The organism is Finegoldia magna (assembly GCF_003182075.1).
In the GTDB taxonomy this organism is placed as follows: domain Bacteria; phylum Bacillota; class Clostridia; order Tissierellales; family Peptoniphilaceae; genus Finegoldia; species Finegoldia magna.
In genome coordinates this window covers 14,671-40,463 of sequence record NZ_QGTH01000002.1, presented here as the reverse complement: position 1 = coordinate 40,463, position 25,793 = coordinate 14,671, and the positions used below count along the sequence as shown (strand labels likewise).

Below are 25,793 nucleotides of genomic sequence, written 5' to 3'. Positions count from 1 at the left end.
TATATTTTTTATTGTAAAGAAATATTGATTGATGGTAATATATAAGGTAGTGAAGGATGGATGTTTTATGACAAGAAAAAATTCTACTTTAATTAAAATGATAATGCTTTCAATATTTGTCGCAATAGGAGTTGTGATATCTCCAATTTTGAGAGTTGTTGGATTTTGTCCAACACAACATTTTGTTAATATAGTGTGTGCGGTATTTTTGGGACCATGGTATGCACTTTTGTGTGCGACGTTGATTGGGATAATCAGAATGTCACTAATGGCAATTCCACCGTTAGCATTGACTGGAGCTGTGTTTGGGGCGTTTTTGTCGGGAATTTTGTATAAAAGAACGAACAAATTAATTATGGCTTGTATTGGAGAAGTTATTGGAACAGGAATAATCGGATCGATTGTAAGCGTTCCTGTTATGAAGTTTTTCTTCGGAAAAAGCAATTTGACTTTGTTTTTCTACACACCATCATTTGTGCTGGCGACTTTAATGGGAGCGACTGTAGCATTCGCATTTTTAAAGGCTATGCAAAAAAATAAAATGCTAGATAAATTAAAGGAAAGTATAAATGGATAATTTAATACAAAAAATGTCAGAGATTTACTCTGATTTGTACAACAGCAATAATCTGATTCATTGCCTTACGAATGCGATTTCAATCAATGATATGGCAAACGCAGTTCTGAGTGTTAACCAAAGTCCATTTATGGCAGATAATCCACGAGAAGTCGAAGATGTTACGAAAAATTCTGATTCTCTGTTGGTAAATTTAGGAAACATCACTGACTATAGAATAGAATCAATCAAAAAATCCCTACGAATTGCAAATGAAAACAACATTCCAATTACATTGGATTTGGTTGGAGTGAGTGCGTCAAGATTAAGGTTGGATTTGACGTTAGAAATCTTGCAAAAATACACAATAACTTGTATAAAAGGAAATTACAGCGAGATAGAATCACTGTTTATTAAAGATTTAAGTACAAAAGGTGTGGATTCAAGAAAGCTTGAAGTAATTGATGTGATTAATTACTGTAATAATTTGCATGAAAAGTACCATTCAATCGTTGTGGCAACAGGCCATACGGATATTGTGTGTTCAGATGAGATTTATCTGCTTAATAATGGCGATGAAAGGCTTTCAAAAATCACTGCGACAGGTTGTGTTGTGGGAAGTTTGATAGCGTGTACACTTAGCGTATCCCAATCGATAGAATCATGTGTTCTAGCAATTAGCATGATGAATATTAGCTGTGAAATGATGGATAAAAGTGTTGGACTTAGTTCTTTCAAAATCGGTTTGTACGATAATTTATCCAAAATAAAATGGGAACAAATAAAGGAGAATATAAATGCGAGAAAAGTTGAATCTTAGCTTGTACTTGGTTACTGATAGGACAAATGTTAAAGATGAGGAAGTTTTTTTAACAAAGATTGAAGATTCTCTTAAAGGTGGAGTAACATTGGTACAACTAAGGGAGAAAAATATCTCTACAAGAGAATACATAGACTTGGCGAAAAAAGTGAAGGTAATTTGCGACAAGTTTGATGTGCCGCTTTTAATTGACGATAGAATTGACGTTTGCTTGGCAAGCGAGTGTGCAGGAGTTCATCTTGGAGATGAAGACATGGAAATAAAAGATGCAAGAAGAATTTTGGGAGATAATTACATTATTGGCGCAACTGCGAAAAGTGTTGCCAGAGCTGTCCAATGTGAAAAAGAAGGCGCAGATTATCTTGGAGTTGGGGCGATTTATCCGACAAAAACCCACGTTAAAACGAAAATAACATCGGTTGAAACTCTAAGAGACATCAACAATAGCATAAGCATAAAAACTGTCGCTATTGGCGGTTTAAATGAGGATAACATAGATGTATTAAAAAACAGTGGTGCAAGTGGGATAGCAGTCGTAAGAGCGTTGATGAATGACGACAATCCACAAGAAAAAGCACACAGATTATTAGAAAAATCAAAACAAATTTTAGAATTGAGGTAATTATGAAAAACAAATTTAAATTAGTATTGTTAGTTATGGTGTTGATGTTGGTTATGGTATCTTGCAAAAAAGCAGATCCAATAACACTTCCAAACGCCAATGATTCACAAGTAATCACAGTTACAAAAATCGAAGAAAACAAGGAAGGACCAACGGCATCCATCACTTCGAAAAAAGATATCGTAGACACAATTAAATTGATAAAAGAAAAAGCAAAACCAACTAGTAAAAAATCAAACAATGATACACCTGCGAATACAAAAGATTTTAGAAAAATAGAAATCTACTACGGAAAAGACGAAAAAATGACGTTGTATTTGTATCAAAACAAAAAATACTACATTGAAAAACCATACGAAGGAGTGTGGGAAATCGACAAGGATACGTTTAACAAATTAATCGGTGCAATGTAGTTTTATCGTAGAAATTTATTGTGTAGATAAACCATCATACACAAATATATAGACTTCAAAAATTGTTGATTTCTAAATCTCAAAATCCTAAAATTGCAAACTCGTTTCACTCAAACAGTACAATTTTTAACGGATTTCTCGATTTGAAATCAAATCAATTTTTTCCGTATGATATTCTTAGTATGATTGGTTTACTATTAAATACGAGTAATGATTTAGAGTGCATTTCGATGCGCTCTTTTTTCTTTGAAAAAATATTGCATCTGTGTCTAATCTGTATTATAATAAATAATACAAGGAGGACAGAATGATTAACATAAATACGACGAGTGATGTTCCGATTTACACTCAAATTCGAAACGAAATTATCAGAGAAATTGCTAGTGGAAATTTGCAAAATGGCGACGAACTTCCTTCTGTTAGACAATTTGCAAATGATTTGGGAATAAATCCTATGACGATTAGCAAGGCTTACAATATTTTGAAGGACGAAAAAATAATTGTAATAGATAGAAGAGTTGGGGCGAAGATTTGCGTGGACGAAGATTATTCACGAAATTCATTTGAAGATGAAATGAAACTACTGTTAATGGAAGCGAAAATTCGCGGCAAATCACAAAAGGATATTAAAAATATAGTGGAGGAAATTATAAAATGATGTGGCAATTTATTTTATTTTTTAGTTTGGTGTTTATTTTGTTTATCATGCGAAGAATGAACATATATACATTGAAAATAAACGATACATTTATGTTGTTTACAAATTTTCCAAAAGGTTATGAAGATGATGAATTCATCGTCGATTTGTTGGGAAAAACGAAGAAAAAATTGAATATTTTATTTGCGGTGAGCATTGTTTTATCTTTTCTTGTGTTGCTTGATTATGATTGGATAATGCTTGTGTATTACAATTTAATAGTTGTTTATCTTGTGAGTGCAAATATTATCGAATACAACGCAATGAAAGTAATACGACAATACAAAAAGGACAATAATATATCGACTGAGAATAGTATTTTGACGTATGATTTGAAGACTTCAAGAGATATTGAAAAAAAGAAAATCAAACTAAAAGCCTGGATAATTCCGCTGGTAGTTCAAATCGTATTGTTGGTAGCTTTTTTCAAAAACAGCGAGATGTTCTTCGTCTACATTTTGTTGCTAGTCGCAATGAGTGTGAGTACAATATTAACGGGATGGTTTTTGGGAAGGAAAAATACCAAAGTTTATTCGACTAATTCTGATGAAAACTTAAAGTTGAATGAAGAAAGCATCATAAAAGTGCAACAAACAATGTATGCGATATATATTATGTTTATCGTTTTAGGATTTGTTGTAGCTTATTACTCATCAAAAGATGTTTACAGAATTTTCCCGATTTTTTCATACATTGTTTTGTACACGCTAGCGATAATATTGGCTCTTTTTAAATATCAAACCATAGCAAAAAACTTAACTGCGATTAATAGCGACTTGTACAATGGGGACTTCTTTGATCCTTGGGGTTATTATAATCCGAAAGATGACAGGCTAATGGTTGAAGATATTAGCGTGAGAAATGGTAATATGACATTTAATAGGGCAAAATTATCAGGCAAAATACTATATGCATTGACTGCAGTTTTATTGATTTCAGTTGAATTTTTGATGATAAATATGAGTTTACCAAAAACGTATACTATAGATAACACACCAAGCACTCTCACAATTACTGAATCTGTTTACACCACTGTAATTGACAAAAAATCAATCGAAAAAGTTGAGCTAATCGAAGATGTCAACAAAACAGATGGCATTAGATTAAATGGAACATCACTTAAACACTATTCCTATGGGAAATTTAATATAAAAGGAATTGGAAACTGTGATGTGTACATTCATAACGACAATCCAAGAGCTATTTGGATAAAGACTAAGGATAACAAAAACCTTGTATTTAATTTTCCAACTGTAAAAGAAACCGAAAAGTTTTATAAAAATTTACGATAATAGTTTTTTTGTAAATTCTGGGTATATATTAATTAATAAATATTAGTAGAAATATTTTATTAATATGGGAGGGAATTTATGAAGAAATTTTTGATGGTTGCATTATGTATGATGATTTTTGTGTCGTGTGGAAAAAAAGAAGTGTACAAGGGCGTAGAATCCAGCGTAAAAGTAGATAGAATCAAAAAAATGGATTCTCACAACAAATACACAGATAAGTTAAAGAACTCTGAGTTTATTCAGAAATTGTATGGAGATAAAATTGTCGTGTTAAAAGATGGCAAGAACTTTATTTACGACGATTCCAAGGACGAATTAGTACAACTAGATGATGGATACGGAATACACGATGTAGATAATAAAGATTATCTCCTTTATAAATCAGATGAATCTTTTGCTTCTAAGTTGATGATTAAAGGTGATGATGGAATGAACAATCTCACATCAACAGAGCATATTAGTGATGCTAAGTTATCGGATAAAAATGTGTACGCTATGGTTTTGCGTTCTGATTCTCCAATTAAATTTTTTGAATGTGAGATTTTCAGGAATAATAATGGCGCATTTGAATCTACTGGCAAAATTGGGAAATTAATCAAAAACGATAAGTCTATAATGTATATGCATTATGAAAAGGATAAATTAACTGTCAAGGATATGGACGATAAGGAAATCTTCAGTAGGGATTTGACAGAAGATGAGTTTCCGATTGATGTTGTGATGAATAATAAGGATGTCTTCTATTCTTTGTACGATTTTAAAACTGGAAATTCAAGGTTGTACAAGAATGATAAGTTGATAATGGAATCTACTATTAAAGGTTATGAAAATGTATTGAAAAGATTTAAAGTGTCTAAAAAATATATGACTTGGTTGGATAATAAGATTGCTTATAATCTAGAAAAAGATAAACTCGTATTTTTTGAAGATGCAAAAGATGATACAATGATAGTTCCAATAGGTGATAGCGTGTACAGCTTGAAAATCAAAAACTCAATTGGAGTTTTCAATGATGAAACTATAAAATTCAAATAGACAATCAAAAAAGCAATGATTCATCGGAATCATTGCTTTTGAATTTAACCTAATAATCTTCTTGCTGTAACGAATGTTCTTTGGTAATAGCTTGAGTTGATATCTGATAAGATAACTCCTGTTGATGGTGTAGAAGCGTGGATTAATTTGTTGTTACCAACGTAAATTCCAACGTGACTTATTCCGCCACCACCTGTTGCAAAAAACATCAAATCGCCTTTTTTCAAGTTTGATTTGGAAACTTTGTGTCCATAAGAAACTTGTGCTCTTGAACTTGGGCTTATAGAAATTCCGTAAGCTTGTCTGTATAGGTAAGATGTAAGTCCTGAGCAGTCAAATGATCTAGGGCCGTGAGTTCCCCAAACATAAGGCTTACCTAATTGTTTGTAAGCAAGATTTACGATTTTGTCTAATTTGTTAGTTTGTTTTTGAGGTTGTTTTTTAGGTACATTTACTAATGCATCTACTTTTGGTTTTGCTTGTAGTGATTTACCAGCTAACAAATCTTTAATTCCATTTACTACGAAATTATCGATAGTATTTTTGCCACCAAATACCATTGTGTACATGATGTTTGATTTGTTTTGTCTAAAGAAAGATTCCACAGAGTTTGATTTTTGTTCTTGTGTTTTGTAATCTTCGTTTCTTGGAACGTCCATCTTCTTAACCAAAACAATTGGTGCGTTGTATTTTTGAGCTACAGGAGATGCTGCAAGTACATCTACAAATTTTTCTCCACTAGCTACGATTGTTCTTTCAGAATTTACACCGACTTGTTTTGCAACTTTTACAGATGTTTGGTATCTGTCAGATCCTGCAATTCTAGTAACTTTTGCAAGTTTTGAAAGTTCATTTTCAACAGCTTTTGAAACTGAATTTTCTCCACCTACTATAGTAATGTCTCCCAAAAGATTTTTTTTCTTGAATGAATTTAAGTATTCTTTGATTGACTTTGGCACTTCATTCTTTTTAACTAAAAGAACTGGAGCGTTCTTTTTCTTAGCTAAAGAAGTTGAAGAAATAGAATCTGCAAAGTTTTCGCCAGATGCGATAACTACGTTTTGTTTCTTATTAGAAACTGGATGAGATGTAGTAGCTGATTTTGCATTAACTTCGTATCTGTCTTTGCCTTTAACTCTGATGACTTCAATCCCCATACCATTTAATTCTTTAACTACTTTTGAACTAATAGTTTTTTCGCCACCAGTTATGTAGACTTTTTTGACACCTTTCAAAGCTTCTTTAGTCAAGTTGTCTAGTTTGTTGGAATCAGTGTAAAGAATAGGTGATTTACCATTTGAAATGTTTGTTGCACTGATTGAATCTGAAAATTCGTTTGAATTCACAACTACAGCAGTGTCTGCATTTTTGAATTCTTTTTCTTTGATTCTCTTAGCTGTTTCAAATCTGTTTTTTGCGTCTATTCTTTCTGTTTTTGCACTTTTTTGTGATTTGACTTCAGCTTCTTTTTTTTCTGTATTATTTTGATTTTTATTAGATATTACTTTGTTATTTTCATCTAGCTTTACTTGTATCTTAGTTGTTGTTTCAGTTTTACTTGAATTATCTAATATAGCTTTAACATTTGTTTCTGACTTGTTATTTTCATTATCTGCAAATGAAACATTTGCTCCCAAAGATAATGATACAGCCAAAGTCATTACAAGAAGTGGCTTCTTAAAATTATTCATGTATCCTCCTAATATACTTCAATGAGCTAATTTTAATTGCTCATTATTTCTGTAACCAATTTGTAACTTATTCAAATTACTCTAATAGTTTACAAGAATTTTTCATAACTTTCAAACAAATTTGACATTTATTGGTTTAATTTGCACAATGTGCTAGATTTTATGTAAAATTTGCTCAAAACTATTTACAAATTGAAAAATTTGTGAATTACTTGAAAATCACACTTCCCATAAAATAGGGAATAGTTTGTAACCAATTTGTAACTTTTAGAAAAAAACATGAAATGCGCCACTGAAAAACTTAATTATTAAAAAAATGTAACAATTGCTGGTTTTTATGAAAAATCGCTTAAAATTTATTTGGTAACGACTGAAAACTGACATTCTTTCTCAAAATCATTGTAAAAAATTACATTAAAAAAGCACCGATTTTAATCAGTGCTTAGTAGTTATATTATAAGATGTAGATTTTGACCTTTCTAACTCCCCAGTTACGAGATTGAGCTTTAGTATCCATAACTACATCAATTTTATTTCCTTTAATAGCTCCACCAGTGTCTTCTGCTGTAGCAAATCCGTATCCTTCTACATATACTCTTGTTCTCAAAGGAATAACTCTTGGGTCTACTGCTATAACACCGCGTCTAATTTTAGTTCCGATTGCTGTTACATTCCATCCACCGTTTTCTCTAGGATCAGAAGTGTAAGCTGTGGCTCTTACTGTGAATACTCTTTTTGCTTTTGCAAGTTGAGCTTGTAATGAATCTACAGTTTTTTTAACCTTTTTAGATTTTTCAATTGTACTTTTTCTTAGTTCAGCTTTTTCTTTTTTGTATAATGCATCTGCTTTTGGTGCAGTTTTAAGTTTTTTACCTGCTAACAAATCAGATATTGATGATGATACGAAATCAGAAATTGAATGATTTCCTTCACAAACTATAACTTGGTCTATCGATTTGTTGTTCTTAAAGAATGCTTCCATAGTAGAGCTTTTGTCGTTTGAAGAATAATCTTTTGCTCTTGTTACATCGTTAGGTTTTGTCAATATTAAAGAAGCATTTAATTTTGTAGCAACAGGTGACATTAATAATGCATCGTTGTAACCATTACCTTCAGCTACGATTACTCTTTTTGCGTTAGGGTTAACTTGTTTTGCAACTTTTACGTTAGTAGTGTATCTGTCACGACCAGCAATCCTACTTACATTATTGCTAAAAGTTCTTAAGTAAGATTCTACTTGTTGAGATACTGATAAGTTACCACCAACGATTGTTATACTTCCTATAGCATTGTTTCTCTTTAAAGATAACAAATAACCTTTTATAGATGTAGGAACTTCATTTTTTCTAACGAAAAGTATAGGAGCTTTTTTGTTTTGAGCTAAAATAGCAGATGATATAGCATCACTATGATTTTCGCCTGAAGTTATAAGTATATTTGTTTTTTGTTTTGTATTTGGATTATGTGTTTTTGCTGCAACTTTAGAATTAACTTCGTATCTATCATGTCCAGCAATTCTTTCAACAATTATTCCCAAACTTTTAAGTTGATTTACTACAGAATTGCTAACGGATTTTTCTCCACCTAAAATGTAAACTTTTTTAGGTTTGTTAGCTTTTAGGTTTGCCAATGTTTTACTATCTAAAGAAGATTGGTTAGTAAATAATATTGGAGTGTTACCTCTTGACAGTGAAACAGCAGATAGTGAATCTACAAATGTTGAGCTATTTGTCAAAATAACTGTGTTTGATTCTGAAAAATATTCATCTCTTATATTAGTAGCTGTTTCAGACTTACTTGATGAAGTGATTTTCTTCACATCGGCTCTTTTAACTGCTTTTACTTCAGCAGGTTTTTTCAAAAGTTCTTTTGAATCTTCAAAGCCTTCAATCAAATCTTCTTTTGTAGAATCTTTTTTATCTTCTTTATCTTCTTTTTCAGTATTAACTTTTTCAGTTTGTTGTGTATCATTGGATTTGATGGAATCCTCTGTATTCACATTTTCTTGATCTTTAATTATATTTTGCAAATTTGTAGTGTAATTTAAAGCGTCATGTTTTACTTCTTCTACAAGCTTTGTATTGTCAACATCAGCAAATGAAGAAGTTGCATTTAAAGCAGAAAAGGTAAACATTAATCCCATCACTAACAATGGTTTTTTGATATTGTTCATTTTTCCTCCTAATTTTACGATTAAAAGTTTTTAATCTGCAAATTTAATATAATATATTGTAACACATTTGTAACTTGTTGTAACTTTTTTGTAATAAATTAGGTTAAAAAAACGTTAAATATTACAAAAACGTAACAATTAAGTTGTGATTTCGTCATTTATTATCGAGGATTGTTTGCTTATATATAGATTAGATAATAAAATATAATAAGGAGGGAACTTATGAAAACAGTAAAATTAAGTGCGGTTGTTAAAAAATTAGATTTGCACGTTGTAAGGACAAGTTCTGATTACGAAACAATTGAGATTACAAATTCTGAAATAAACAGACCAGGTTTACAATTATCTGGTTTCTTGGAAGAATTTCCATATAGAAGAATTCAGTTGTTCGGTAAGGCTGAACTTGCGTATTATATGGCGATGGATATTGAGCTTAGAAAAGAAAGAGTAAGAGCAATGATGGAATATGATATTCCTTGTATTGTGTTTTCACATTATGCTCAAATTCCTGATGAAGTTAGAAACTTAGCTGAAGAATACGATAAAACTCTACTAATTTCAGATAGAACAACTACCAGACTTATCTCAGCATTGGATGAAGTATTGGAATATTTTCTTAGTGAGGAAGATACAATCCACGCTTCTCTGTTGGATGTTTTTGGTATGGGTGTTTTGTTGATGGGAGACAGTTCTGTAGGAAAAAGCGAGACTGCTTTAGATTTGGTTACTAGAGGTCACAGACTTGTTGCAGATGATGTGGTTGAAATTAGAAAAATTGAAAAAGGATTGTTGGCACAAGCTCCTCTTAACATCAGACACTATTTGGAAGTTAGGGGTCTTGGAATTTTAGATATTCAAAGGTTATACGGTACAGGTTCTGTAAGATTAACTACGTTTATCGATTTGGTTATAAAGCTTGAAAAATGGCAAGACGATAAAGAATACGACAGAATTGGACTTGACGATCACACTACAGAAATTTTAGGAGTTGAACTTCCATATCTTGAAGTTCCTGTAAAACCAGGTAGAAATATTGCAATGATTGTTGAGGTTGCAGTTAGAAATCAAAGACAAAAACTTTTGGGTTATAATGCGGCACAAGAATTAAATAATAAGTTAATTGCAAATATGAAAAAAGATACTGAAGAACACAGAAAAAAGTTAAAAAATAACAAAAATTAATTTCACAATAAAATTTTTTGATGAAGTTTGTTATTCTTGCAATGAGGATTTTATTGAGTTATAATAACTCATAGAGCGGAGTTCGTCCGTTTTAAATTAAACAATTTATTTATTTATATATAGGGGGTTAAATAAATGGCAAAACACATGAAAACCATGGATGGAAATACAGCCGCTGCTCACGTAGCTTATGCATTTTCAGATGTGGCAACTATTTATCCAATTACTCCATCATCACCAATGCCTGAAGCAATTGATGTATGGGCAGCAGATGGACGTAAGAACTTATTCGGTGAAACTGTACAAGTAACTGAATTACAATCAGAAGGTGGAGCAGCTGGTTCAGTACACGGGGCTTTAGTTGCAGGGGCTTTGGCATCTACATTTACAGCATCACAAGGTTTATTGTTGATGGTTCCAAATATGTACAAGATTGCCGGAGAAAACTTACCTGGCGTATTCCACGTATCAGCAAGAGCTTTAGCATCACATGCGCTTAGCATTTTTGGTGACCACCAAGACGTTATGGCAGCAAGACAAACAGGTTTTGCATTGTTATGTTCAGGTTCAGTACAAGAAGTTATGGATTTAGCAGCAGTAGCTCACCTTTCTTCTATTAAAGGTAAAGTTCCATTCTTACATTTCTTCGATGGTTTCAGAACAAGTCACGAAATTCAAAAAATCGAAGTTATGGATTATGAAGACTTAGCTAAGATTGTTGATTGGGAAGCTATTGATGAATTCAGAAGAAATGCTTTAAATCCAGAAAACCCTAAGACTATGGGTACAGCTGAAAATCCAGACGTTTATTTCCAAGGTATGGAAGCATCTAATACATACTATGAAGATATCGTTGGTATTACTGAAAGCTATATCAATGAAATTAACAAGATTACAGGCAGAAACTACGGATTATTCAATTACTATGGTGCTGAAGATGCTGAAAATATTATAGTAGCTATGGGTTCAGTAACTGAAACTATTGAAGAAACTGTTGATTATTTAGTGTCTAAAGGAGAAAAAGTCGGAGTATTAAAAGTTCACTTATACAGACCATTCTCTAAAGAACATTTCTTAAATGCTATTCCAAAAACAGTTAAGAAGATTGCAGTTTTAGATAGAACTAAAGAAAAAGGTTCATTAGGAGAACCTCTATATCTTGACGTTAGAGATTGTTTCTACGATCATGAAAATAAACCAGTTATCGTTGGTGGTATCTACGGTTTAGGTTCAAAAGACACAACTCCAACTCACATTAACACAGTTTACGAAAACTTAAAACAAGATCAACCAAGAACACAATTTACTATCGGTATAGTAGATGATGTTACTCATAGATCATTAGAAGTAAAAGATACTATAAACACTTCACCTGAAGGAACTATCAGATGTAAGTTCTGGGGATTCGGTTCTGACGGTACAGTAGGTGCTAACAAATCAGCTATCAAGATTATAGGTGATGGTACTGACATGTACGCTCAAGGTTACTTCGATTATGACTCTAAAAAATCTGGTGGGGTTACAATGTCTCACTTAAGATTTGGTAACAACCCAATTCACTCAACTTACCTTTTAGATGAATCAGATTTCATTTCTTGTTCAAAACAAGCTTATGTATATCAATATGATTTATTAAGAGGTTTAAGAAAAAGTGGTACATTCTTACTAAACTGTATCTGGAATGAAGAAGAATTAGACACTCACCTTCCAGGCAAATTAAAGAAATATATCGCTGAAAACGACATCAAATTCTACACTATCAACGCTTCTAAGATTGCAGCAGAAGTAGGATTAGGTGGAAGAACTAACATGATTATGCAAGCTGCATTCTTCAAATTATCTAAAGTATTACCTATAGATGAAGCTATTAAGAAATTAAAAGAATCTATAGTTGCTAACTACGGAAGAAAAGGTGAAGACATTGTAAATATGAACTACGCTGCAGTAGATCAAGGTATCGATCAACTTGTAGAAATCAATGTTCCAGCTGAATGGAAAAATGCTGAAGAAGACGTTGAAAAAGACGCTAACCTTCCAGAATTCGTAAAAGAAGTTGCAAGTGTAATGAACGCACAACAAGGTAATGATTTACCAGTATCTGCATTCAAAGACAGAGCAAATGGTGAATTCCCAATGGGAACTTCAGCTTACGAAAAGAGATGTATCGCTCTTAATGTTCCAGAATGGCAAATGGATAAATGTATACAATGTAACCAATGTGCTTATGTATGTCCACACGCAGTTATCAGACCATTCTTATTAAACGAAGAAGACAGAAAGAACGCTCCTGAAACATTCGAAAGCAAAAAAGCAGTTGGTAAAGGATTTGAAGATTTAACATTCAGAATCCAAGTTTCACCAGCAGACTGTACAGGTTGCGGTAACTGTGCTGATGTATGTCCAGCAAAAGAAAAAGCATTAATAATGAAACCTTTCGAAGAACAACATCTTGCACAAAAAGATAATTGGACTTACGCTGTAGAAAAAGTTGGATACAAAGAAGATTTAATGCCAGCAGAAAAAACTGTTAAAGGCTCACAATTCAAACAACCATTATTTGAATTCTCTGGAGCATGTGCTGGTTGTGGAGAAACTCCATACGCTAAATTAATCACTCAATTATACGGTGATAGAATGCTTATAGCTAACGCTACAGGTTGTTCATCAATCTGGGGTGCAAGTGCTCCTTCAACTCCTTACTGCACAAATGCTGAAGGTAAAGGACCAGCTTGGGCTAACTCTTTATTCGAAGACAACGCTGAATACGGATATGGTATGCACTTAGCTATTAAGAAGATTAGATTACAATTAAAAGAAAAAATGCAAGCATTCTTAGACTTGAACATTGAAAGTCCATTGAATGCACCATTCAAAAAATTCGTTGAAAACATGGATGATGTAGCTACATCAAAAGCATGTGCAGCAGAAATCTTACAACATTTAGATGACAACACTAACAACGAAGAAGCTGAAGAATTATTGAAATATATAAGAACGGACAGAGACTTCTTAATTAAGAAATCTGTATGGATCTTCGGTGGAGACGGTTGGGCTTACGATATCGGATACGGCGGATTGGATCACGTATTAGCATCAGGTGAAAACATCAACGTAATGGTATTCGATACAGAAGTTTACTCAAACACTGGTGGACAAGCTTCTAAATCAACTCCAACAGCTGCTGTAGCACAATTTGCTGCAAGTGGTAAGAAAGTTAGAAAGAAAGATTTAGGTTTGATGGCATCAACTTACGGATACGTATACGTAGCACAAATTGCTATGGGTGCTAACCAAAATCAAACATTAAAAGCTATTAGAGAAGCAGAAGAATATGATGGACCATCATTAATCATCGCTTACTCACCATGTATCAACCACGGTATTAAAGCTGGTATGGGTAAGAGCCAACGTCAAGAAAAATTAGCTGTAGAAGCTGGTTACTGGCACTTATACAGATTCGATCCAACTCTTGCAGAAGAAGGAAAGAATCCATTCCAATTAGACTCTAAAGAACCAACTGGATCATTCCAAGACTTCATCAGAGGAGAAGTAAGATACTTGTCATTACAAAAATCATTCCCTGAACAAGCTGAAGAATTATTCCAAGAAGCTGAAAGAGATGCTAAGGAAAGATACAACACTTACAAGAGAATGGCAGAAATGGATTATTCTAACTCAGTAGAAGATACAGATGAAGCAGAAAAAGAAGAAAACCTTGATAAAGAAGGTAAAAAAGTTGAATCTGTAGAAAAAGCTAAGGAAGAAGAAGGCGCAAAGAAAGAAGACGTCGTAAATCCAAATTCTACAAATAGATAATATAACAAAAACACTGTGAGAATTATCTCACGGTGTTTTTTATTACAAAAATTTAACAATTTGAATAATCATTTATAGATTTTTTCTATAAATGATTAAAAAAGTTATAACGTTGATTTTTCAATGATAAGACGAATAAAAAAATCAAGAAATTTTCTAATTTGTTAAAATTAGAATGAAATTGGTAGGATTTATAGAAAGTTTCAATAAATGAAGAATTTTTAACAATATTTCTGGTTTTATTAGAGAATTAGTGATATCATATAAATGAAATATAAAATTTAGGAGGGTTTTATGAATTTTTACGAAGAATCAAGAAAATTTGCATTGGAACATGTCGAACCATATGCAAAGAGATCAGATGAAGAAGGTAGATTTCCTGTAGAATCATTTGAAGAAATGGGAAAAGCTGGTTACTTCAAATTACTTATTCCAGAAGAAATGGGTGGTTTAGGAAAGACTGCTGTTGAACACCAACAAGCTGTTTTAGCATTCGCTGAAAGCAACCCAACTGCTGGTCTTTGCTACATGATGCACAACGTAGCTTTAATGACAGTTCTTACTAATGGTAACGAAGAATTAAAGAAAAAAGTTGTTAAAGACATTGTTGAAAACAACAAATTCATGGCATTAGCATATTCTGAATTTGGAACTGGTACTCACTTCTACATTCCAGAAATCAAAGTTACTAAAGACGGTGGAAAATTCGTATTCAACGGAACTAAGTCAATGGTAACAAGTGCAACTCATGCAAGCTACTACTTAATTTTGACTCCATCAACTGAAAAAGAAGGAGACATCAACAACTGGTTAATTCCATTAGAATCAGAAGGATTAGAATTCAAGATGAGTCATTGGAAAGGTATTGGTATGAAAGGTAATGTTTCATGTCCAATGACTATGAATGATGTTAAATTAGACGAAGTTAACAGAATCGGCGAAGAAGGTTCAGGTGTTGACCAAGTATTTAACGTAGTTGCCCCATATTTCATTTTAGGTTTAGCTAGTGTATACACTGGATTGAACTTAAGATTGTCAAAAGTTACTAATGATTACGCATTAAAGAGAAAATACCCTTCAGGACAATGTTTAGCTAACATTGAAACAGTTCAAGTTCACTTAGCTAAGATTTATGCTAATGGTATGAGTGCAAAAGCTCTTACAGAATTAGCAGCTAGATCTTTAGTTGATGGTGAAGAAGATGCAGTTTGCAAGATTATCGCAGCAAGAGTTGCTGCTATCGAAAATGCAATTGAGTCTTCAACACTTGCAATGAGAGTAGGTGGAGGTAAGACTTACAACTGCGCATCTGAAATCCAAAGATTAATGAGAGATGCTTACGCTGGACAAATTATGGCTCCATCACTAGACGTTCTTAACGTTTGGTTAGGTAAAGCTATCACAGGTCAACCACTATTATAGGAGATTTAATGAGTATTTACGAACAAGCAAAAGAATTTGCAAAAAAATATTTAGAAGAAGAAGGAAAAAAATCTGATAAGGATTGCACTTTCCCAAAAGAAGCATTTGAAAAAATGGGAGAAGAAGGATTTTTAAAACTTTTGATTCCTGAAGAAATGGGCGGACTTGGCAAAGGAGCAAAAGAACATCAAGAAGTTACAATGGCATTTGCTGAATACAATCCATCTGCAGCATTATGCTATATGATGCATAATGTTGGAATCAGTGGAGTGTTGGATTATGGTCAAAAAACTTTAATTGATAAAATAGTAAAAGATGTCGTTGAAAATAATAAGTTTATGGCGTTGGCTGATTCAGAATTTGGTAGTGGAACACATTTTGGTAATCCAGAAATGACCTGTACTAAAAATGGAGATGACTATGTGTTCAAGGGTACTAAATCAATGGTAACAAGTGCAACTTATGCAAGTTATTATCAATATAACAGTAAATCAGCTGAATTTGAAGGTAAAACGACATATTGGGTTGTTCCATTGGAATCTGAAGGTTTGAGTTTCAATATGGAATATTGGGATGGAGTTGGAATGAGAGGAAATGTTTCTTGTCCAATGAAATTTGACAATGTTAAGTTGACATCTGATTACAGATTAGGAGAAGAAGGCGGAGCAGATGAAGTCGCAAGTGTTGTAACAAAGATGTTTTTACTTGGACTTGCTAGTGTATATGCTGGTTTAAATATTAGAATATCAAACATTACTAATAAATACGCTACAAGTAGAAAATATCCAAATGGAAAATGCTTAGCAGATATTGAAATTGTTCAAATGTATTTGTCTAAGATATATTCAATGGCACAAAGTGCAAGAACACTATCAGAAGATGCAGCAGAAGCTATAGTTAATAATAGCGAAGATATGCTTAAAAAAATTATAGCAGCAAGAGTGACTTCAATTGAAAATTCAATGAACTCAGCTACACTTGCAATGAGAGTTGGCGGCGGAATCACTTATAATAAGAAGACTGAAATAGAAAAGTTGATGAGAGATGCTTACGCTGGACAAATTATGGCACCATCATTGGATGTTCTCCATGTAATGTTAGGTGGTATTTTAGCGACAGAAAACAAGTAAATAGGACACAAATGTCAATAAAAAGGTAGAAATTATGGATATTTACAAACAAGCAAAAGAGTTTGCGAAAAATTATTTAGAAACGGCTGGGAAAAATTCAGACGTGGATTGTTCATTTCCAAAAGAAGCATTTGAAAAAATGGCAGAAGAAGGTTTTTTAAAACTTTTGGTTCCGGAAGAAATGGATGGACTTGACAAAGGAGCGAAGGAACACCAAAAAGTAATTATGGCTTTTGCTGAGTATAATCCGTCAGCTGCATTATGTTATATGATGCATAATGTAGCATTGAATGCTGTAATTAAATGTGGACAAAAAGATTTGTATGAAAAAGTTGTGGATGATGTAGTCAATCACAATAAGTATTTGGCATTGGCTAATTCTGAATTTGGAACAGGAACTCACTTTGGTAATCCAGAAACAACTTGCATAAAAGATGAAAATTATTTTGTATTTAACGGAACAAAGTCAATGGTAACTACTGCTACGTTTGCTAGTTATTATTTGTTCTTGAGTAAATCATGTGATTTTGAAGGTAAGACTACTTATTGGACAGTTCCTTTGGAATCTGAAGGATTGAGTTTCAATATGAAATATTGGGATGGAGTTGGAATGAGAGGAAATGTTTCATGTCCAATGAAACTCGAAGATGTTAAGTTAACAGACATGAATAGATTAGGAGTGGAAGGAGAAGGTCCTGAAGTTTCGAAAATAGTTACTAAGTTTTTTCTATTAGGTCTAGCTAGCGTATATTCTGGCTTAAATATTAGATTATCAAAAATCACAACAAATCATGCAAAAAATAGAAAGTATCCAGATGGAAGATGTTTAGCAGATATAGAAATTGTTCAAATGTATTTGTCCAAGATCTACTCGAAAGCACAAAGTTCAAGAACATTAGCAGAAGATGCAGCCGAAGCATTAGATAGAAATGATGAAGATGCTTTACAAAAAATCATAGCTTCCAGAGTTATTGCAATTGAACATGCGATGGAATCCTCAACTCTTGCAATGAGAGTGGGTGGAGGAATTAGTTACAATAGAAAGACTGAAATTGAAAAGTTGATGAGAGATGCTTACGCTGGACAAATTATGGCACCATCTTTAGATGTGTTGCATGTTATGTTAGGACAGTCTTTATCAAGTAAATAAAATAGGAGGAATTAAATGAAAAAATTAAAAATAGGTGCAGTTATTTACGCCCCAAGAGTTTCAGTAATATGGGAAATGATTGAAGAATTTTTCAAGGAAAATGGAGCAGAAATCGAAGGAGTATTCTTCAAAGACTACAAACTACAAGTAGATGCTTTAATGAATGGAGAAATTGATGGAGCATGGAATTCCCCATTAGCACATTTAGACGCTCACTTGAGATCTGACGGAAAAGATAAGATCGGATGTATGAGAGATACTGATAGAGATAAGAAGACTTATCTAGTAGTTAAAAAGGGAAATTTTGAAAAAGTTTCTGATTTAAAGGGCAAAACAATAGGATTTGGGGCTATAGACTCTCCACAAGCAAGACTTATTCCTATAAACTATTTACACCAAAATGGTTTAGAATATGGTAAAGATTACACTGAAAAAAGATTTGATATCGGTGTTGGCTTACATGGAGATCACGTTGGTGGAGAAAAAGACAGCATGATCGCTATGGTTAATGGAGAAGTTGATGCATCATTCTGCTTAAGTACAAATTATGATGCTTGGATTAGTGATGGTACACTAGACAAAAACGAAGTTGAAGTTTTAGATAAAACTGATAACTTTGACCATTGTATATTTACATTCAATCCTGAAGTTTCTGATGAAGATATCAAAGCATTTGATGACATTATGTTCAAGATGGATTACAACAACGAAAAAGAAAAAGAAATCATGGATCTTGAAGGACTTAAAGAATGGATTCCTGGCAGAAGAGATGGTTTCAAACAAATTACTGAAGCTAATGAATATTTAGGAAATTTCTTAAAGGAATTCAATAGTGAACAATAAATTATTCAATACCTCTTTGATAGGATCTATGCCAAGAGGAAATGAAATTTTGAAAGCTCGTAGGATGTTAAAGGCTAATATGATTAGCCTTTCTGACTACGAACAAATGGTATACGATAAGACCAAGGAAGTTGTACAATTACAAGAAGATTTGGACATTGATGTAATCACAAGTGGAGAAATTGAAAGAGATAATTACGTTTCTTTTATTTCTGAAAAGCTTGGTGGAGTAACTCAAATGAGCATGGCAGAAATGCTAGATTATGTCGATGATAAAAGAGAATTTGAAAATATTTTGACAACATTGGATGTTCCAGCTACATCCATTAAGAATGCTATTTGTACGGGAAAATTGGAATACAAAGGAGATATTGTTTCAGAAGAATTAAAGCTTTTGAAATCTTTGACTGATAAACCTGTTAAGATAACTATGCCTGGACCATACTTGGTTACAAGAAGTATGTGGCTTGCAAATGTAAGCTCAAAATACTACGACAGCAAAGAAGATTTGGGTGAAGATGTAATTGAAATTTACAAAAAAGAAATCGAAAATCTTCAAGAAATCGGCGTAGATGTTATTCAATTCGATGAACCTGTTCTTACAGAAATAGTGTTCACTGAAGGAAGGCCAAGAACTTTCATGTGTGCATCTTTGTCAACTAGAAAAGATCCAACTGAAGAATTGAAGTTTGCCACACATTTGATTAAAAGCGTAATGGATAGTGTCGATAGGGATAAATCTATCTTTTCACTACACGTATGCCGTGGTAACTGGAGCAAGAACGAAAGTATTTTATTGACAGGACCATACACTCCACTTTTGGATTTATTTGCTGATATCAATGCTGATTTGTTAGCGTTAGAATTTTCTACTCCAAGAGCAGGAGAATTAAAAGCACTATTGGCAGATGAAAGAATTAACAACAAAGTGATTTTGGGTCTAGGAGTGCTCAATCCAAGATTGGATGACAAGGAAGACACAGATGGAATTTATAAAAGAGCCAAGGAAGCCCTTACGTTTATCGACAAGGATAAATTGTGGTTAAATCCGGACTGTGGATTTGCGACATTCTCCAACAGACCAGTAAATGAGTATGACCACATTAGAGAAAAACTACAATCAATGATTGATGCTAGAGATAAATTGAGGAAAGAATATGAATGATGATATAAATTCATTCCAAAAAAGTTTCAGAGCTATTGTATCCGATGATTTGGTCAAAGTTTACAATGAAAAATCGTGTATTCCTGTAGACTCATCTATTTCTTTCGATTCAGAAAAAGAAGAATTCACATCTATTGATTTTTTCGTGAGTTCTATTGTTTCGGAATTGATTTTGACGATGACGAAGGTTGCTAAGAAAAGAAATGCTATATTGCAAGATATCGAAGCTAAGGTTAACTTGGATATAGATAATCCAATGTATTTGTTGAATGTTATTGGTTTTGAAAATAAGAGTATTATTAATAAAATCAATATTGACATTTATTTCTTCTCATTTTATGAAGGAGAAGAATTACAAGAGTTTTTGGATGAAGTTTTGGATAGAACTTTGATTTACAATTCTATAAAAGATTTGGTAAATGTTAATTTTAAAACTGTTTTATAACTTGTAAATTATTTTATTTGTGATATAATATTAGAAAATATTTAAAAATATTAAATTCAATAGATAAGATAGTAGTATAAATGAAACTTCAAGAGAGGAAATGGTTGGTGTGAATTTCTAAGGGAAGTTTATATGAATGGGGTTATCTGAATTTTGAATGAAAAATAGTAGTTCAAAAAGTGATTCTCACTTTACAGGGATAGGATATGGAAGTATCTGAAGGAGATGTGTGCATTTTTGCACATAAATTAGGATGGTAACGCGAGTTTTGACACTTGTTCCTTTTGGGGAACAGGTGTTTTTTTATTATAAAGGCAGGTGAGTGTAATGAAATGAACTTATGAAATGATTTTAGAAGAGAAAAATTTTAAGAAAAAGAAAGGAAGATATTATGGATTCAAAAAAATTAACAGTAAGTTCGATATTTTTAAGTGTAGGATTATTGCTTCATTACGTTACACCTGCGTTGGTTATGGGAGTAAAGCCAGATTTTTTATTAGTAATGATGTTTTTAGCAATATTATTTATGGATAATGTAAAAGAAGCTTTTGTGTTGAGTTTGTTTGCAGGGACAATTGCAGCTTTTACAACAAGTTTCCCAATGGGACAGCTTCCAAACATAATTGATAAATTAGTTTCAGGAATTATAGTGTTTTATTTGTTTAAATTAATGGGAAAAAATAGCAGAAAATCTAATTTGATATTTGCGATTGGAACTTTGATAAGTGGATTTGTGTTTTTATCTCTTGCAATTCCAATGGGAATGGGTACAGAAAACTTTTCAAATCTACTACCTTCAATGTTTGTTGCAGTGTGTTTACCAACTTCAGTTTTGAGTACAATTGTAGGAATTTTCTTCAAAAAAATAATTTATCGCACAAATTACGTCAAAATCAACGCTCAATAATGCTATTTATTTAAAATTAGTATATACTAGTAATATAGATAAAAAAGAGGTGATTTTATGAAATACGCAGAAGAAGGCGTTCAATATCATTTGAATATTAAAAATGGAGATGTAGGGAAGTATGTAATCCTTCCAGGAGATCCAAAAAGATGCGAAAAAATTGCAAAGTATTTTGACAATGCAAAATTAGTAGCAGATCATAGAGAATATGTAACATACACTGGAACTATAAATGGAGAAAAAGTTTCCGTAACTAGCACTGGAATCGGAGGTGCATCTGCAGCAATTGCGATGGAAGAACTTGTCAAAGCAGGTGCAGATACTTTTATAAGAGTTGGAACTTGTGGAGGAATTCAAGAAGATGTCAAAAGTTCTGATGTGGTTATAGCAAATTCTGCTATAAGAGCAGAAGGGACGAGTAAAGAATACGCTCCGATAGAATTTCCTGCAGTTGCAAACTTAGATGTGACAAATTCGTTGGTAAAAGCTTCAAAAGATTTGGGGCACAATTACCACGTTGGAGTTGTTCAATGCAAAGACAGCTTCTATGGACAACACGAGCCAGAAAAAATGCCTGTGTCATACGATTTATTAAACAAATGGGAAGCTTGGAAAAGGCTTGGCACATTGGCAAGTGAGATGGAATCGGCAGCTCTTTTTGTAGTTGCAAATTACCTTCGAGTAAAATGTGGATCTTGTTTTTTGGTTGTAGCGAACCAAGAACGTGAGAAAAAACACTTAGACAATCCTGTGTGTCATGATACTGATGTAGCCATTAAAGTTGCAATTGAAGCAATAAAAAACTTGATAGAGAAAGATAAACAAGAATAAATGTTAGAAATTTAATTTTAAATTTTGACAAATTATATGTAGGATGATATAATAAAAACAGTTAATAACGTTTTCATTTTATCCATTAAATGGGTATCTCCTTATGTTAAAAAACAAAACTAGGTCACATAACCTAGTTTTGTTTTTTTATTTCATCTTGAAGTTTTTCTAATTGTTGATAAATTTCATCATCTATAGTAACAATATTTTCAGTAGATTGTTTTCTTTTCCTTAGCTTAGATCTTCTGAGGTTTTCTTTTAAAGTTAGATAATTTTTCCAAAGTTCATTGGCACTAATTCTAATTCCTCCACGCGATAAAATAATTCGTTGAATCATTCCATCGTTGCTTGCCACATACATTTTGTCGTGCTTTTTCATATCGTTGACTTTTCTCTCAATGTATCGGTCTGCAGATTCGTGTTCTTTTGTGTAAATCACCGTCAAATTATCACGCTTTTCTTCTATGCTCATTCCACCTTTTACAAGATAAGCATCAAAAACTACATAAACTTGTTCTCCGCTTAGATTTTGATACTCTTTCATTATATCAATGAGCTCTTCACGAGCGCTATCCAAGTCCACATCGTTTGATAATTTGTACAAATTAGGCCATGCATTTATTATATTATAACCATCGACATAAAGATAAATTTGTTTATTTTTCATACCTTTGGCGTATGACTTCATAAATTAGAATGCTCGCAGCATTTGATGCGTTGAGTGATTCTGTTTTTCCATACATAGGGATTTTAATTAACTGATCACAATTTTCTCTGACTAATCTCGAAATTCCTTTGCCTTCATTTCCAATTACAAGGCCGATAGGTCCTTTCAAGTTAGCTTGTGTGTGAGTTTGTGAAGCTTCGCCACAAGCCCCGTAAATCCAAATGTTATGTTCTTTTAAATAATTAATTGTCGTGGTTATGTTGGTTACACGTGCGATTTTGATATTGAAAACAGCTCCTGCACTTGTTTTGATTGCAGTTGCATTTACTTCACAAGCTCGGTGTTTTGGAATTATAACACCGTGGCATCCTGCAACTTCTGCAGTTCTAATGATGGATCCCAAATTGTGAGGATCTGTTATTTCGTCCAAAATTATCAAAAAGGGATCTTCATTTCTTTTCTTGGCGTAAATTATCATTTCATCAACGCTTGAATATCCGAAACTTGGCATTTTTGCCATAACACCTTGGTGAGCAGTGTTTTCTGCGAATTTTTCGATGTATTTTTTATCGACGTATTCGATTTTAATTCCCATATCGTAAGCTTTTTTTTCTATTTTTTTAATAAATCCTTTTAATTCGCCTTTTTGTATGTATAGATTGGTTACTCCCATATCCATTTCCAAAGCTTCCATAACAGGATTTCTACCGACTAAATATTGCATTTATTCTCCTTATTCTTATCATTTTAATGTTATAATCTTATTAGATTATACAATATAAAGCAATTTCTTACAATTAATAGGAGGAACAAATGGGAAACGAAATAATGATGCAGGCTTTTGAGTGGTACTTACCAGACGATGGAAATTATTATAAAAATTTGACAAAAGAAGCGAAGAATTTAAAAGAAAAAGGTATTGATGCGTTGTGGCTTGCTCCAATGTTTAAAGCAACAGGAACTAATGATGTTGGTTATGGTGTGTATGATTTGTACGATTTGGGAGAATTTGATCAGAAAGGATCTGTGCGCACGAAATATGGAACTGTAGAACAATTGAAAAAATTAATCGAAGTTTTGCACGAAAATGATATAAAAGTGTATGCAGATGTAGTTTTAAATCACAAAGCTGGAGCTGATTTCTCAGAAACTTTTAAGGCTTACGAAGTGGATCCTAACGACAGGACGAAAAGAATTACTGATGCTTATGATATTGAAGCATGGACTGGATTTGATTTTAAAGGTAGGAATGGAAAATATTCTGAGTTTGTGTGGCATTTCCAACATTTTAATGGAGTTGATTTTGATAATAAACAACAAAAGAAAGCAATTTTTGAAGTCGCTGGAGAAAACAAAGGGTTTAGCAAGAATGTTTCCAACGAAAAAGGAAATTTCGATTATTTGATGTTTGCAGATATTGACCACAAAAATCATGATGTTAAAGATGAGCTTTTTAGATGGGGAGAATGGTTTGTGAATTATGTTAATGTGGACGGCTTCAGATACGACGCGCTTAAACACATTGACGATGAATTTATAATTGATTTCACCAAACATATACAAAATGTTGTTAATCGCGATTTTTATTTTTTCGGTGAATATTGGTTACAAGATAAGGACAACACTAATCATTATTTGTACGATACGAAATACGATGTGGATTTGTTTGATGTGGCACTTCATTTTAATATGTATTCTGCATCAAAAATGGGCGATAAATTTGATATGAGAAAAATTTTCGACAATACTTTGGTTCAAGAACATCCAACCATTGCGGTTACATTCGTGGATAATCACGACAGCGAACCTGGTCAATCGTTGGAGTCATTTGTAGAGCCTTGGTTTAAAAAGATAGCGTATGGTTTGATTCTACTAAGAAAAGACGGATATCCTTGCATATTTTACGGCGATTATTGTAAAATAGGTGGAGAATTTAATATCGAAGGGCAAAAGGATATTATAGATAATTTGATGTACATCAGAAAACACTACGCATTTGGAGAACAGACAGATTACATGGAAAATGAAAATTTGATAGGTTGGATTAGACACGGCGATGATTTTCACAATCCAATGGCTGTTGTAATCAGCACGGGTGACATCAACACTTTGAGAATGAATGTAGGAAAGGAAAATGCAGGTAAAAAGTATACGGAAATCACTGGAACAAATTCTAATGAAATTGTAATCGATGATCAAGGATTCGGAGATTTTGAAGTGGGAGCTGGAACTTTGAGCGTGTGGGTATGTAATGGGTAAATTTTATGCAGTAAAAATTGGGAGAAATCCTGGGATATACAATAGTTGGTCAGAGTGCCAACAACAAGTAAATGGTTTTAAGGGAGCGATTTTCAAATCTTTTAAGACAAAAGAAGAGGCAGATAATTTTATAAATGGCGAAGATAATAAAAAAGTAGCGTCCATTGATAACTTAAATGAAAATGAGTGTGTGGCTTATGTAGATGGATCATTCAAAAAAGATACGGGAGAATATAGTTTTGGTTGTGTGTTGTTTCACAATAGTAAAATCGACAAATTCAATCAAAAATTTCCTAAATCAGAATTCTCAACGCATAGAAATGTATCGGGAGAAGTAAGTGGGTCGGTATTTGCAATTAAAAAAGCAGTCGAACTTAAAATGAACAAAATCACGATTTTTTATGATTATCAAGGGATTGAAAGTTGGGCTAATGGCGACTGGAAAACAAACAATAATTTAACCAAAAGCTACAAGAAATTTATCGACGAAATAAAGCCTCAAATCGATATTAATTTTGTAAAAGTTAAAGGTCACTCCAACGATACTTATAACGATATGGCTGATGAATTGGCAAAAGAGGCGTTGGGAATAGGGAAATAATAAAGTATTAAAAAAATTAAAGTAGATTACATTTTTGCTAAGGACATCATACGGAATAAATTGTTGTGATTTCTCA

The 25,793-nt window shown here is 32.8% G+C and carries 23 protein-coding genes; 19 read left to right on the top strand and 4 right to left on the bottom strand.

What is annotated here, in order from left to right:
* Positions 1-67 precede the first annotated feature (67 nt).
* The 7 genes from thiW to DES33_RS01325 all read left to right on the top strand — a co-directional run bounded on the left by thiW (position 68) and on the right by DES33_RS01325 (position 5,435).
* Positions 68-577 carry an energy coupling factor transporter S component ThiW gene (gene thiW, locus DES33_RS01355; protein ID WP_094224415.1) on the top strand — a complete coding sequence of 170 codons (510 nt, stop codon included), beginning with the start codon at positions 68-70 and terminating at the stop codon, positions 575-577.
* Positions 570-1,376, top strand: coding sequence for a hydroxyethylthiazole kinase (thiM, locus tag DES33_RS01350; protein WP_094224416.1), 807 nt, complete (start codon positions 570-572; stop codon positions 1,374-1,376). The genes thiW and thiM overlap by 8 nt, the downstream gene beginning before the upstream one ends.
* On the top strand, positions 1,354-1,998 hold the full coding sequence (thiE, locus tag DES33_RS01345; RefSeq protein WP_094224417.1) for a thiamine phosphate synthase: 645 nt from the start codon (positions 1,354-1,356) through the stop codon (positions 1,996-1,998). The genes thiM and thiE overlap by 23 nt, the downstream gene beginning before the upstream one ends.
* Before the next feature lie 2 nt (positions 1,999-2,000).
* The gene (locus tag DES33_RS01340) at positions 2,001-2,411 is read left to right on the top strand and encodes a DUF5301 domain-containing protein (RefSeq protein ID WP_094224418.1); all 411 of its coding nucleotides are present in this window, start codon (positions 2,001-2,003) and stop codon (positions 2,409-2,411) included.
* A 307-nt stretch (positions 2,412-2,718) separates the two neighbouring features.
* Positions 2,719-3,069 carry a GntR family transcriptional regulator gene (locus tag DES33_RS01335; RefSeq protein ID WP_094203327.1) on the top strand — a complete coding sequence of 117 codons (351 nt, stop codon included), beginning with the start codon at positions 2,719-2,721 and terminating at the stop codon, positions 3,067-3,069.
* Complete coding sequence (locus DES33_RS01330; protein WP_094224419.1) at positions 3,066-4,400, top strand: PH domain-containing protein; 1,335 nt, start codon at positions 3,066-3,068, stop codon at positions 4,398-4,400. The genes DES33_RS01335 and DES33_RS01330 overlap by 4 nt, the downstream gene beginning before the upstream one ends.
* Before the next feature lie 78 nt (positions 4,401-4,478).
* The gene (locus tag DES33_RS01325) at positions 4,479-5,435 is read left to right on the top strand and encodes a hypothetical protein (protein ID WP_094224420.1); all 957 of its coding nucleotides are present in this window, start codon (positions 4,479-4,481) and stop codon (positions 5,433-5,435) included.
* 44 nt (positions 5,436-5,479) lie between these two features.
* Here the strand turns inward: DES33_RS01325 and DES33_RS01320 are convergent, their stop codons facing one another.
* Both DES33_RS01320 and DES33_RS01315 read right to left on the bottom strand, forming a co-directional pair.
* Positions 5,480-7,126 carry a cell wall-binding repeat-containing protein gene (locus tag DES33_RS01320; protein ID WP_094224421.1) on the bottom strand — a complete coding sequence of 549 codons (1,647 nt, stop codon included), beginning with the start codon at positions 7,124-7,126 and terminating at the stop codon, positions 5,480-5,482.
* A gap of 454 nt (positions 7,127-7,580) precedes the next feature.
* Entirely contained in the window at positions 7,581-9,299 is a 1,719-nt protein-coding gene (locus DES33_RS01315; protein WP_110057893.1) for a cell wall-binding repeat-containing protein, read from the bottom strand.
* A gap of 222 nt (positions 9,300-9,521) precedes the next feature.
* Between DES33_RS01315 and hprK the strand changes: the two genes are divergently transcribed.
* The 10 genes from hprK (at position 9,522) to udp (ending at position 22,190) form a co-directional block, all read left to right on the top strand.
* A complete protein-coding gene (gene hprK / locus DES33_RS01310; protein ID WP_094224423.1) occupies positions 9,522-10,481 on the top strand; it encodes an HPr(Ser) kinase/phosphatase in 960 nt (319 codons plus the stop codon).
* A gap of 135 nt (positions 10,482-10,616) precedes the next feature.
* Positions 10,617-14,297, top strand: a complete 3,681-nt coding sequence (nifJ, locus tag DES33_RS01305) for a pyruvate:ferredoxin (flavodoxin) oxidoreductase (protein WP_094224424.1) — start codon at positions 10,617-10,619, stop codon at positions 14,295-14,297.
* A gap of 294 nt (positions 14,298-14,591) precedes the next feature.
* Complete coding sequence (locus DES33_RS01300; RefSeq protein ID WP_094224425.1) at positions 14,592-15,719, top strand: acyl-CoA dehydrogenase family protein; 1,128 nt, start codon at positions 14,592-14,594, stop codon at positions 15,717-15,719.
* A gap of 8 nt (positions 15,720-15,727) precedes the next feature.
* Positions 15,728-16,849, top strand: coding sequence for an acyl-CoA dehydrogenase family protein (locus tag DES33_RS01295; protein WP_094224426.1), 1,122 nt, complete (start codon positions 15,728-15,730; stop codon positions 16,847-16,849).
* Positions 16,850-16,883: 34 nt separating this feature from the next.
* On the top strand, positions 16,884-17,999 hold the full coding sequence (locus tag DES33_RS01290) for an acyl-CoA dehydrogenase family protein (protein WP_110057892.1): 1,116 nt from the start codon (positions 16,884-16,886) through the stop codon (positions 17,997-17,999).
* A 15-nt stretch (positions 18,000-18,014) separates the two neighbouring features.
* The gene (locus DES33_RS01285) at positions 18,015-18,842 is read left to right on the top strand and encodes a phosphate/phosphite/phosphonate ABC transporter substrate-binding protein (protein ID WP_094205349.1); all 828 of its coding nucleotides are present in this window, start codon (positions 18,015-18,017) and stop codon (positions 18,840-18,842) included.
* Positions 18,832-20,007, top strand: coding sequence for a cobalamin-independent methionine synthase II family protein (locus DES33_RS01280; RefSeq protein ID WP_110057891.1), 1,176 nt, complete (start codon positions 18,832-18,834; stop codon positions 20,005-20,007). The genes DES33_RS01285 and DES33_RS01280 overlap by 11 nt, the downstream gene beginning before the upstream one ends.
* Positions 20,000-20,452 (top strand): OsmC family protein, encoded by a 453-nt coding sequence (locus DES33_RS01275; protein WP_110057890.1) that lies wholly within the window; start codon positions 20,000-20,002, stop codon positions 20,450-20,452. Before DES33_RS01280 ends, DES33_RS01275 begins: the two co-directional genes overlap by 8 nt.
* Positions 20,453-20,843: 391 nt before the next feature.
* Positions 20,844-21,359, top strand: coding sequence for a tryptophan transporter (locus DES33_RS01270; protein ID WP_094224430.1), 516 nt, complete (start codon positions 20,844-20,846; stop codon positions 21,357-21,359).
* 57 nt (positions 21,360-21,416) lie between these two features.
* Complete coding sequence (gene udp, locus DES33_RS01265) at positions 21,417-22,190, top strand: uridine phosphorylase (protein WP_110057889.1); 774 nt, start codon at positions 21,417-21,419, stop codon at positions 22,188-22,190.
* Between the two features lie 133 nt (positions 22,191-22,323).
* Here udp and DES33_RS01260 read toward each other — a convergent pair whose 3' ends face one another.
* Together DES33_RS01260 and rlmB are read right to left on the bottom strand one after the other, a co-directional pair.
* Entirely contained in the window at positions 22,324-22,857 is a 534-nt protein-coding gene (locus DES33_RS01260) for an NYN domain-containing protein (RefSeq protein ID WP_110057918.1), read from the bottom strand.
* Complete coding sequence (gene rlmB / locus DES33_RS01255) at positions 22,847-23,581, bottom strand: 23S rRNA (guanosine(2251)-2'-O)-methyltransferase RlmB (RefSeq protein ID WP_094205355.1); 735 nt, start codon at positions 23,579-23,581, stop codon at positions 22,847-22,849. The genes DES33_RS01260 and rlmB overlap by 11 nt, the downstream gene beginning before the upstream one ends.
* Before the next feature lie 89 nt (positions 23,582-23,670).
* Between rlmB and DES33_RS01250 the strand changes: the two genes are divergently transcribed.
* Together DES33_RS01250 and DES33_RS01245 are read left to right on the top strand one after the other, a co-directional pair.
* Positions 23,671-25,116, top strand: a complete 1,446-nt coding sequence (locus DES33_RS01250; protein WP_110057888.1) for an alpha-amylase — start codon at positions 23,671-23,673, stop codon at positions 25,114-25,116.
* Positions 25,109-25,717, top strand: coding sequence for a ribonuclease H1 domain-containing protein (locus DES33_RS01245; protein ID WP_110057887.1), 609 nt, complete (start codon positions 25,109-25,111; stop codon positions 25,715-25,717). The genes DES33_RS01250 and DES33_RS01245 overlap by 8 nt, the downstream gene beginning before the upstream one ends.
* Positions 25,718-25,793: the final 76 nt, after the last annotated feature.

Excerpts from the sequence above, each read along its gene's own strand:
- udp (WP_110057889.1), top strand. The coding sequence starts at position 21,417 with ATGAAATACGCAGAAGAAGGCGTTCAATATCATTTGAATATTAAAAAT.
- DES33_RS01340 (WP_094224418.1), top strand. The coding sequence starts at position 2,001 with ATGAAAAACAAATTTAAATTAGTATTGTTAGTTATGGTGTTGATGTTG.
- nifJ (WP_094224424.1), top strand. The coding sequence starts at position 10,617 with ATGGCAAAACACATGAAAACCATGGATGGAAATACAGCCGCTGCTCAC.
- DES33_RS01285 (WP_094205349.1), top strand. The coding sequence starts at position 18,015 with ATGAAAAAATTAAAAATAGGTGCAGTTATTTACGCCCCAAGAGTTTCA.
- thiW (WP_094224415.1), top strand. The coding sequence starts at position 68 with ATGACAAGAAAAAATTCTACTTTAATTAAAATGATAATGCTTTCAATA.
- thiM (WP_094224416.1), top strand. The coding sequence starts at position 570 with ATGGATAATTTAATACAAAAAATGTCAGAGATTTACTCTGATTTGTAC.
- DES33_RS01325 (WP_094224420.1), top strand. The coding sequence starts at position 4,479 with ATGAAGAAATTTTTGATGGTTGCATTATGTATGATGATTTTTGTGTCG.
- DES33_RS01290 (WP_110057892.1), top strand. The coding sequence starts at position 16,884 with ATGGATATTTACAAACAAGCAAAAGAGTTTGCGAAAAATTATTTAGAA.
- DES33_RS01260 (WP_110057918.1), bottom strand. The coding sequence starts at position 22,857 with ATGAAAAATAAACAAATTTATCTTTATGTCGATGGTTATAATATAATA.
- DES33_RS01320 (WP_094224421.1), bottom strand. The coding sequence starts at position 7,126 with ATGAATAATTTTAAGAAGCCACTTCTTGTAATGACTTTGGCTGTATCA.
- DES33_RS01300 (WP_094224425.1), top strand. The coding sequence starts at position 14,592 with ATGAATTTTTACGAAGAATCAAGAAAATTTGCATTGGAACATGTCGAA.
- rlmB (WP_094205355.1), bottom strand. The coding sequence starts at position 23,581 with ATGCAATATTTAGTCGGTAGAAATCCTGTTATGGAAGCTTTGGAAATG.
- DES33_RS01330 (WP_094224419.1), top strand. The coding sequence starts at position 3,066 with ATGATGTGGCAATTTATTTTATTTTTTAGTTTGGTGTTTATTTTGTTT.
- thiE (WP_094224417.1), top strand. The coding sequence starts at position 1,354 with ATGCGAGAAAAGTTGAATCTTAGCTTGTACTTGGTTACTGATAGGACA.
- hprK (WP_094224423.1), top strand. The coding sequence starts at position 9,522 with ATGAAAACAGTAAAATTAAGTGCGGTTGTTAAAAAATTAGATTTGCAC.
- DES33_RS01295 (WP_094224426.1), top strand. The coding sequence starts at position 15,728 with ATGAGTATTTACGAACAAGCAAAAGAATTTGCAAAAAAATATTTAGAA.
- DES33_RS01245 (WP_110057887.1), top strand. The coding sequence starts at position 25,109 with ATGGGTAAATTTTATGCAGTAAAAATTGGGAGAAATCCTGGGATATAC.
- DES33_RS01335 (WP_094203327.1), top strand. The coding sequence starts at position 2,719 with ATGATTAACATAAATACGACGAGTGATGTTCCGATTTACACTCAAATT.
- DES33_RS01315 (WP_110057893.1), bottom strand. The coding sequence starts at position 9,299 with ATGAACAATATCAAAAAACCATTGTTAGTGATGGGATTAATGTTTACC.
- DES33_RS01250 (WP_110057888.1), top strand. The coding sequence starts at position 23,671 with ATGGGAAACGAAATAATGATGCAGGCTTTTGAGTGGTACTTACCAGAC.
- DES33_RS01270 (WP_094224430.1), top strand. The coding sequence starts at position 20,844 with ATGGATTCAAAAAAATTAACAGTAAGTTCGATATTTTTAAGTGTAGGA.
- DES33_RS01275 (WP_110057890.1), top strand. The coding sequence starts at position 20,000 with ATGAATGATGATATAAATTCATTCCAAAAAAGTTTCAGAGCTATTGTA.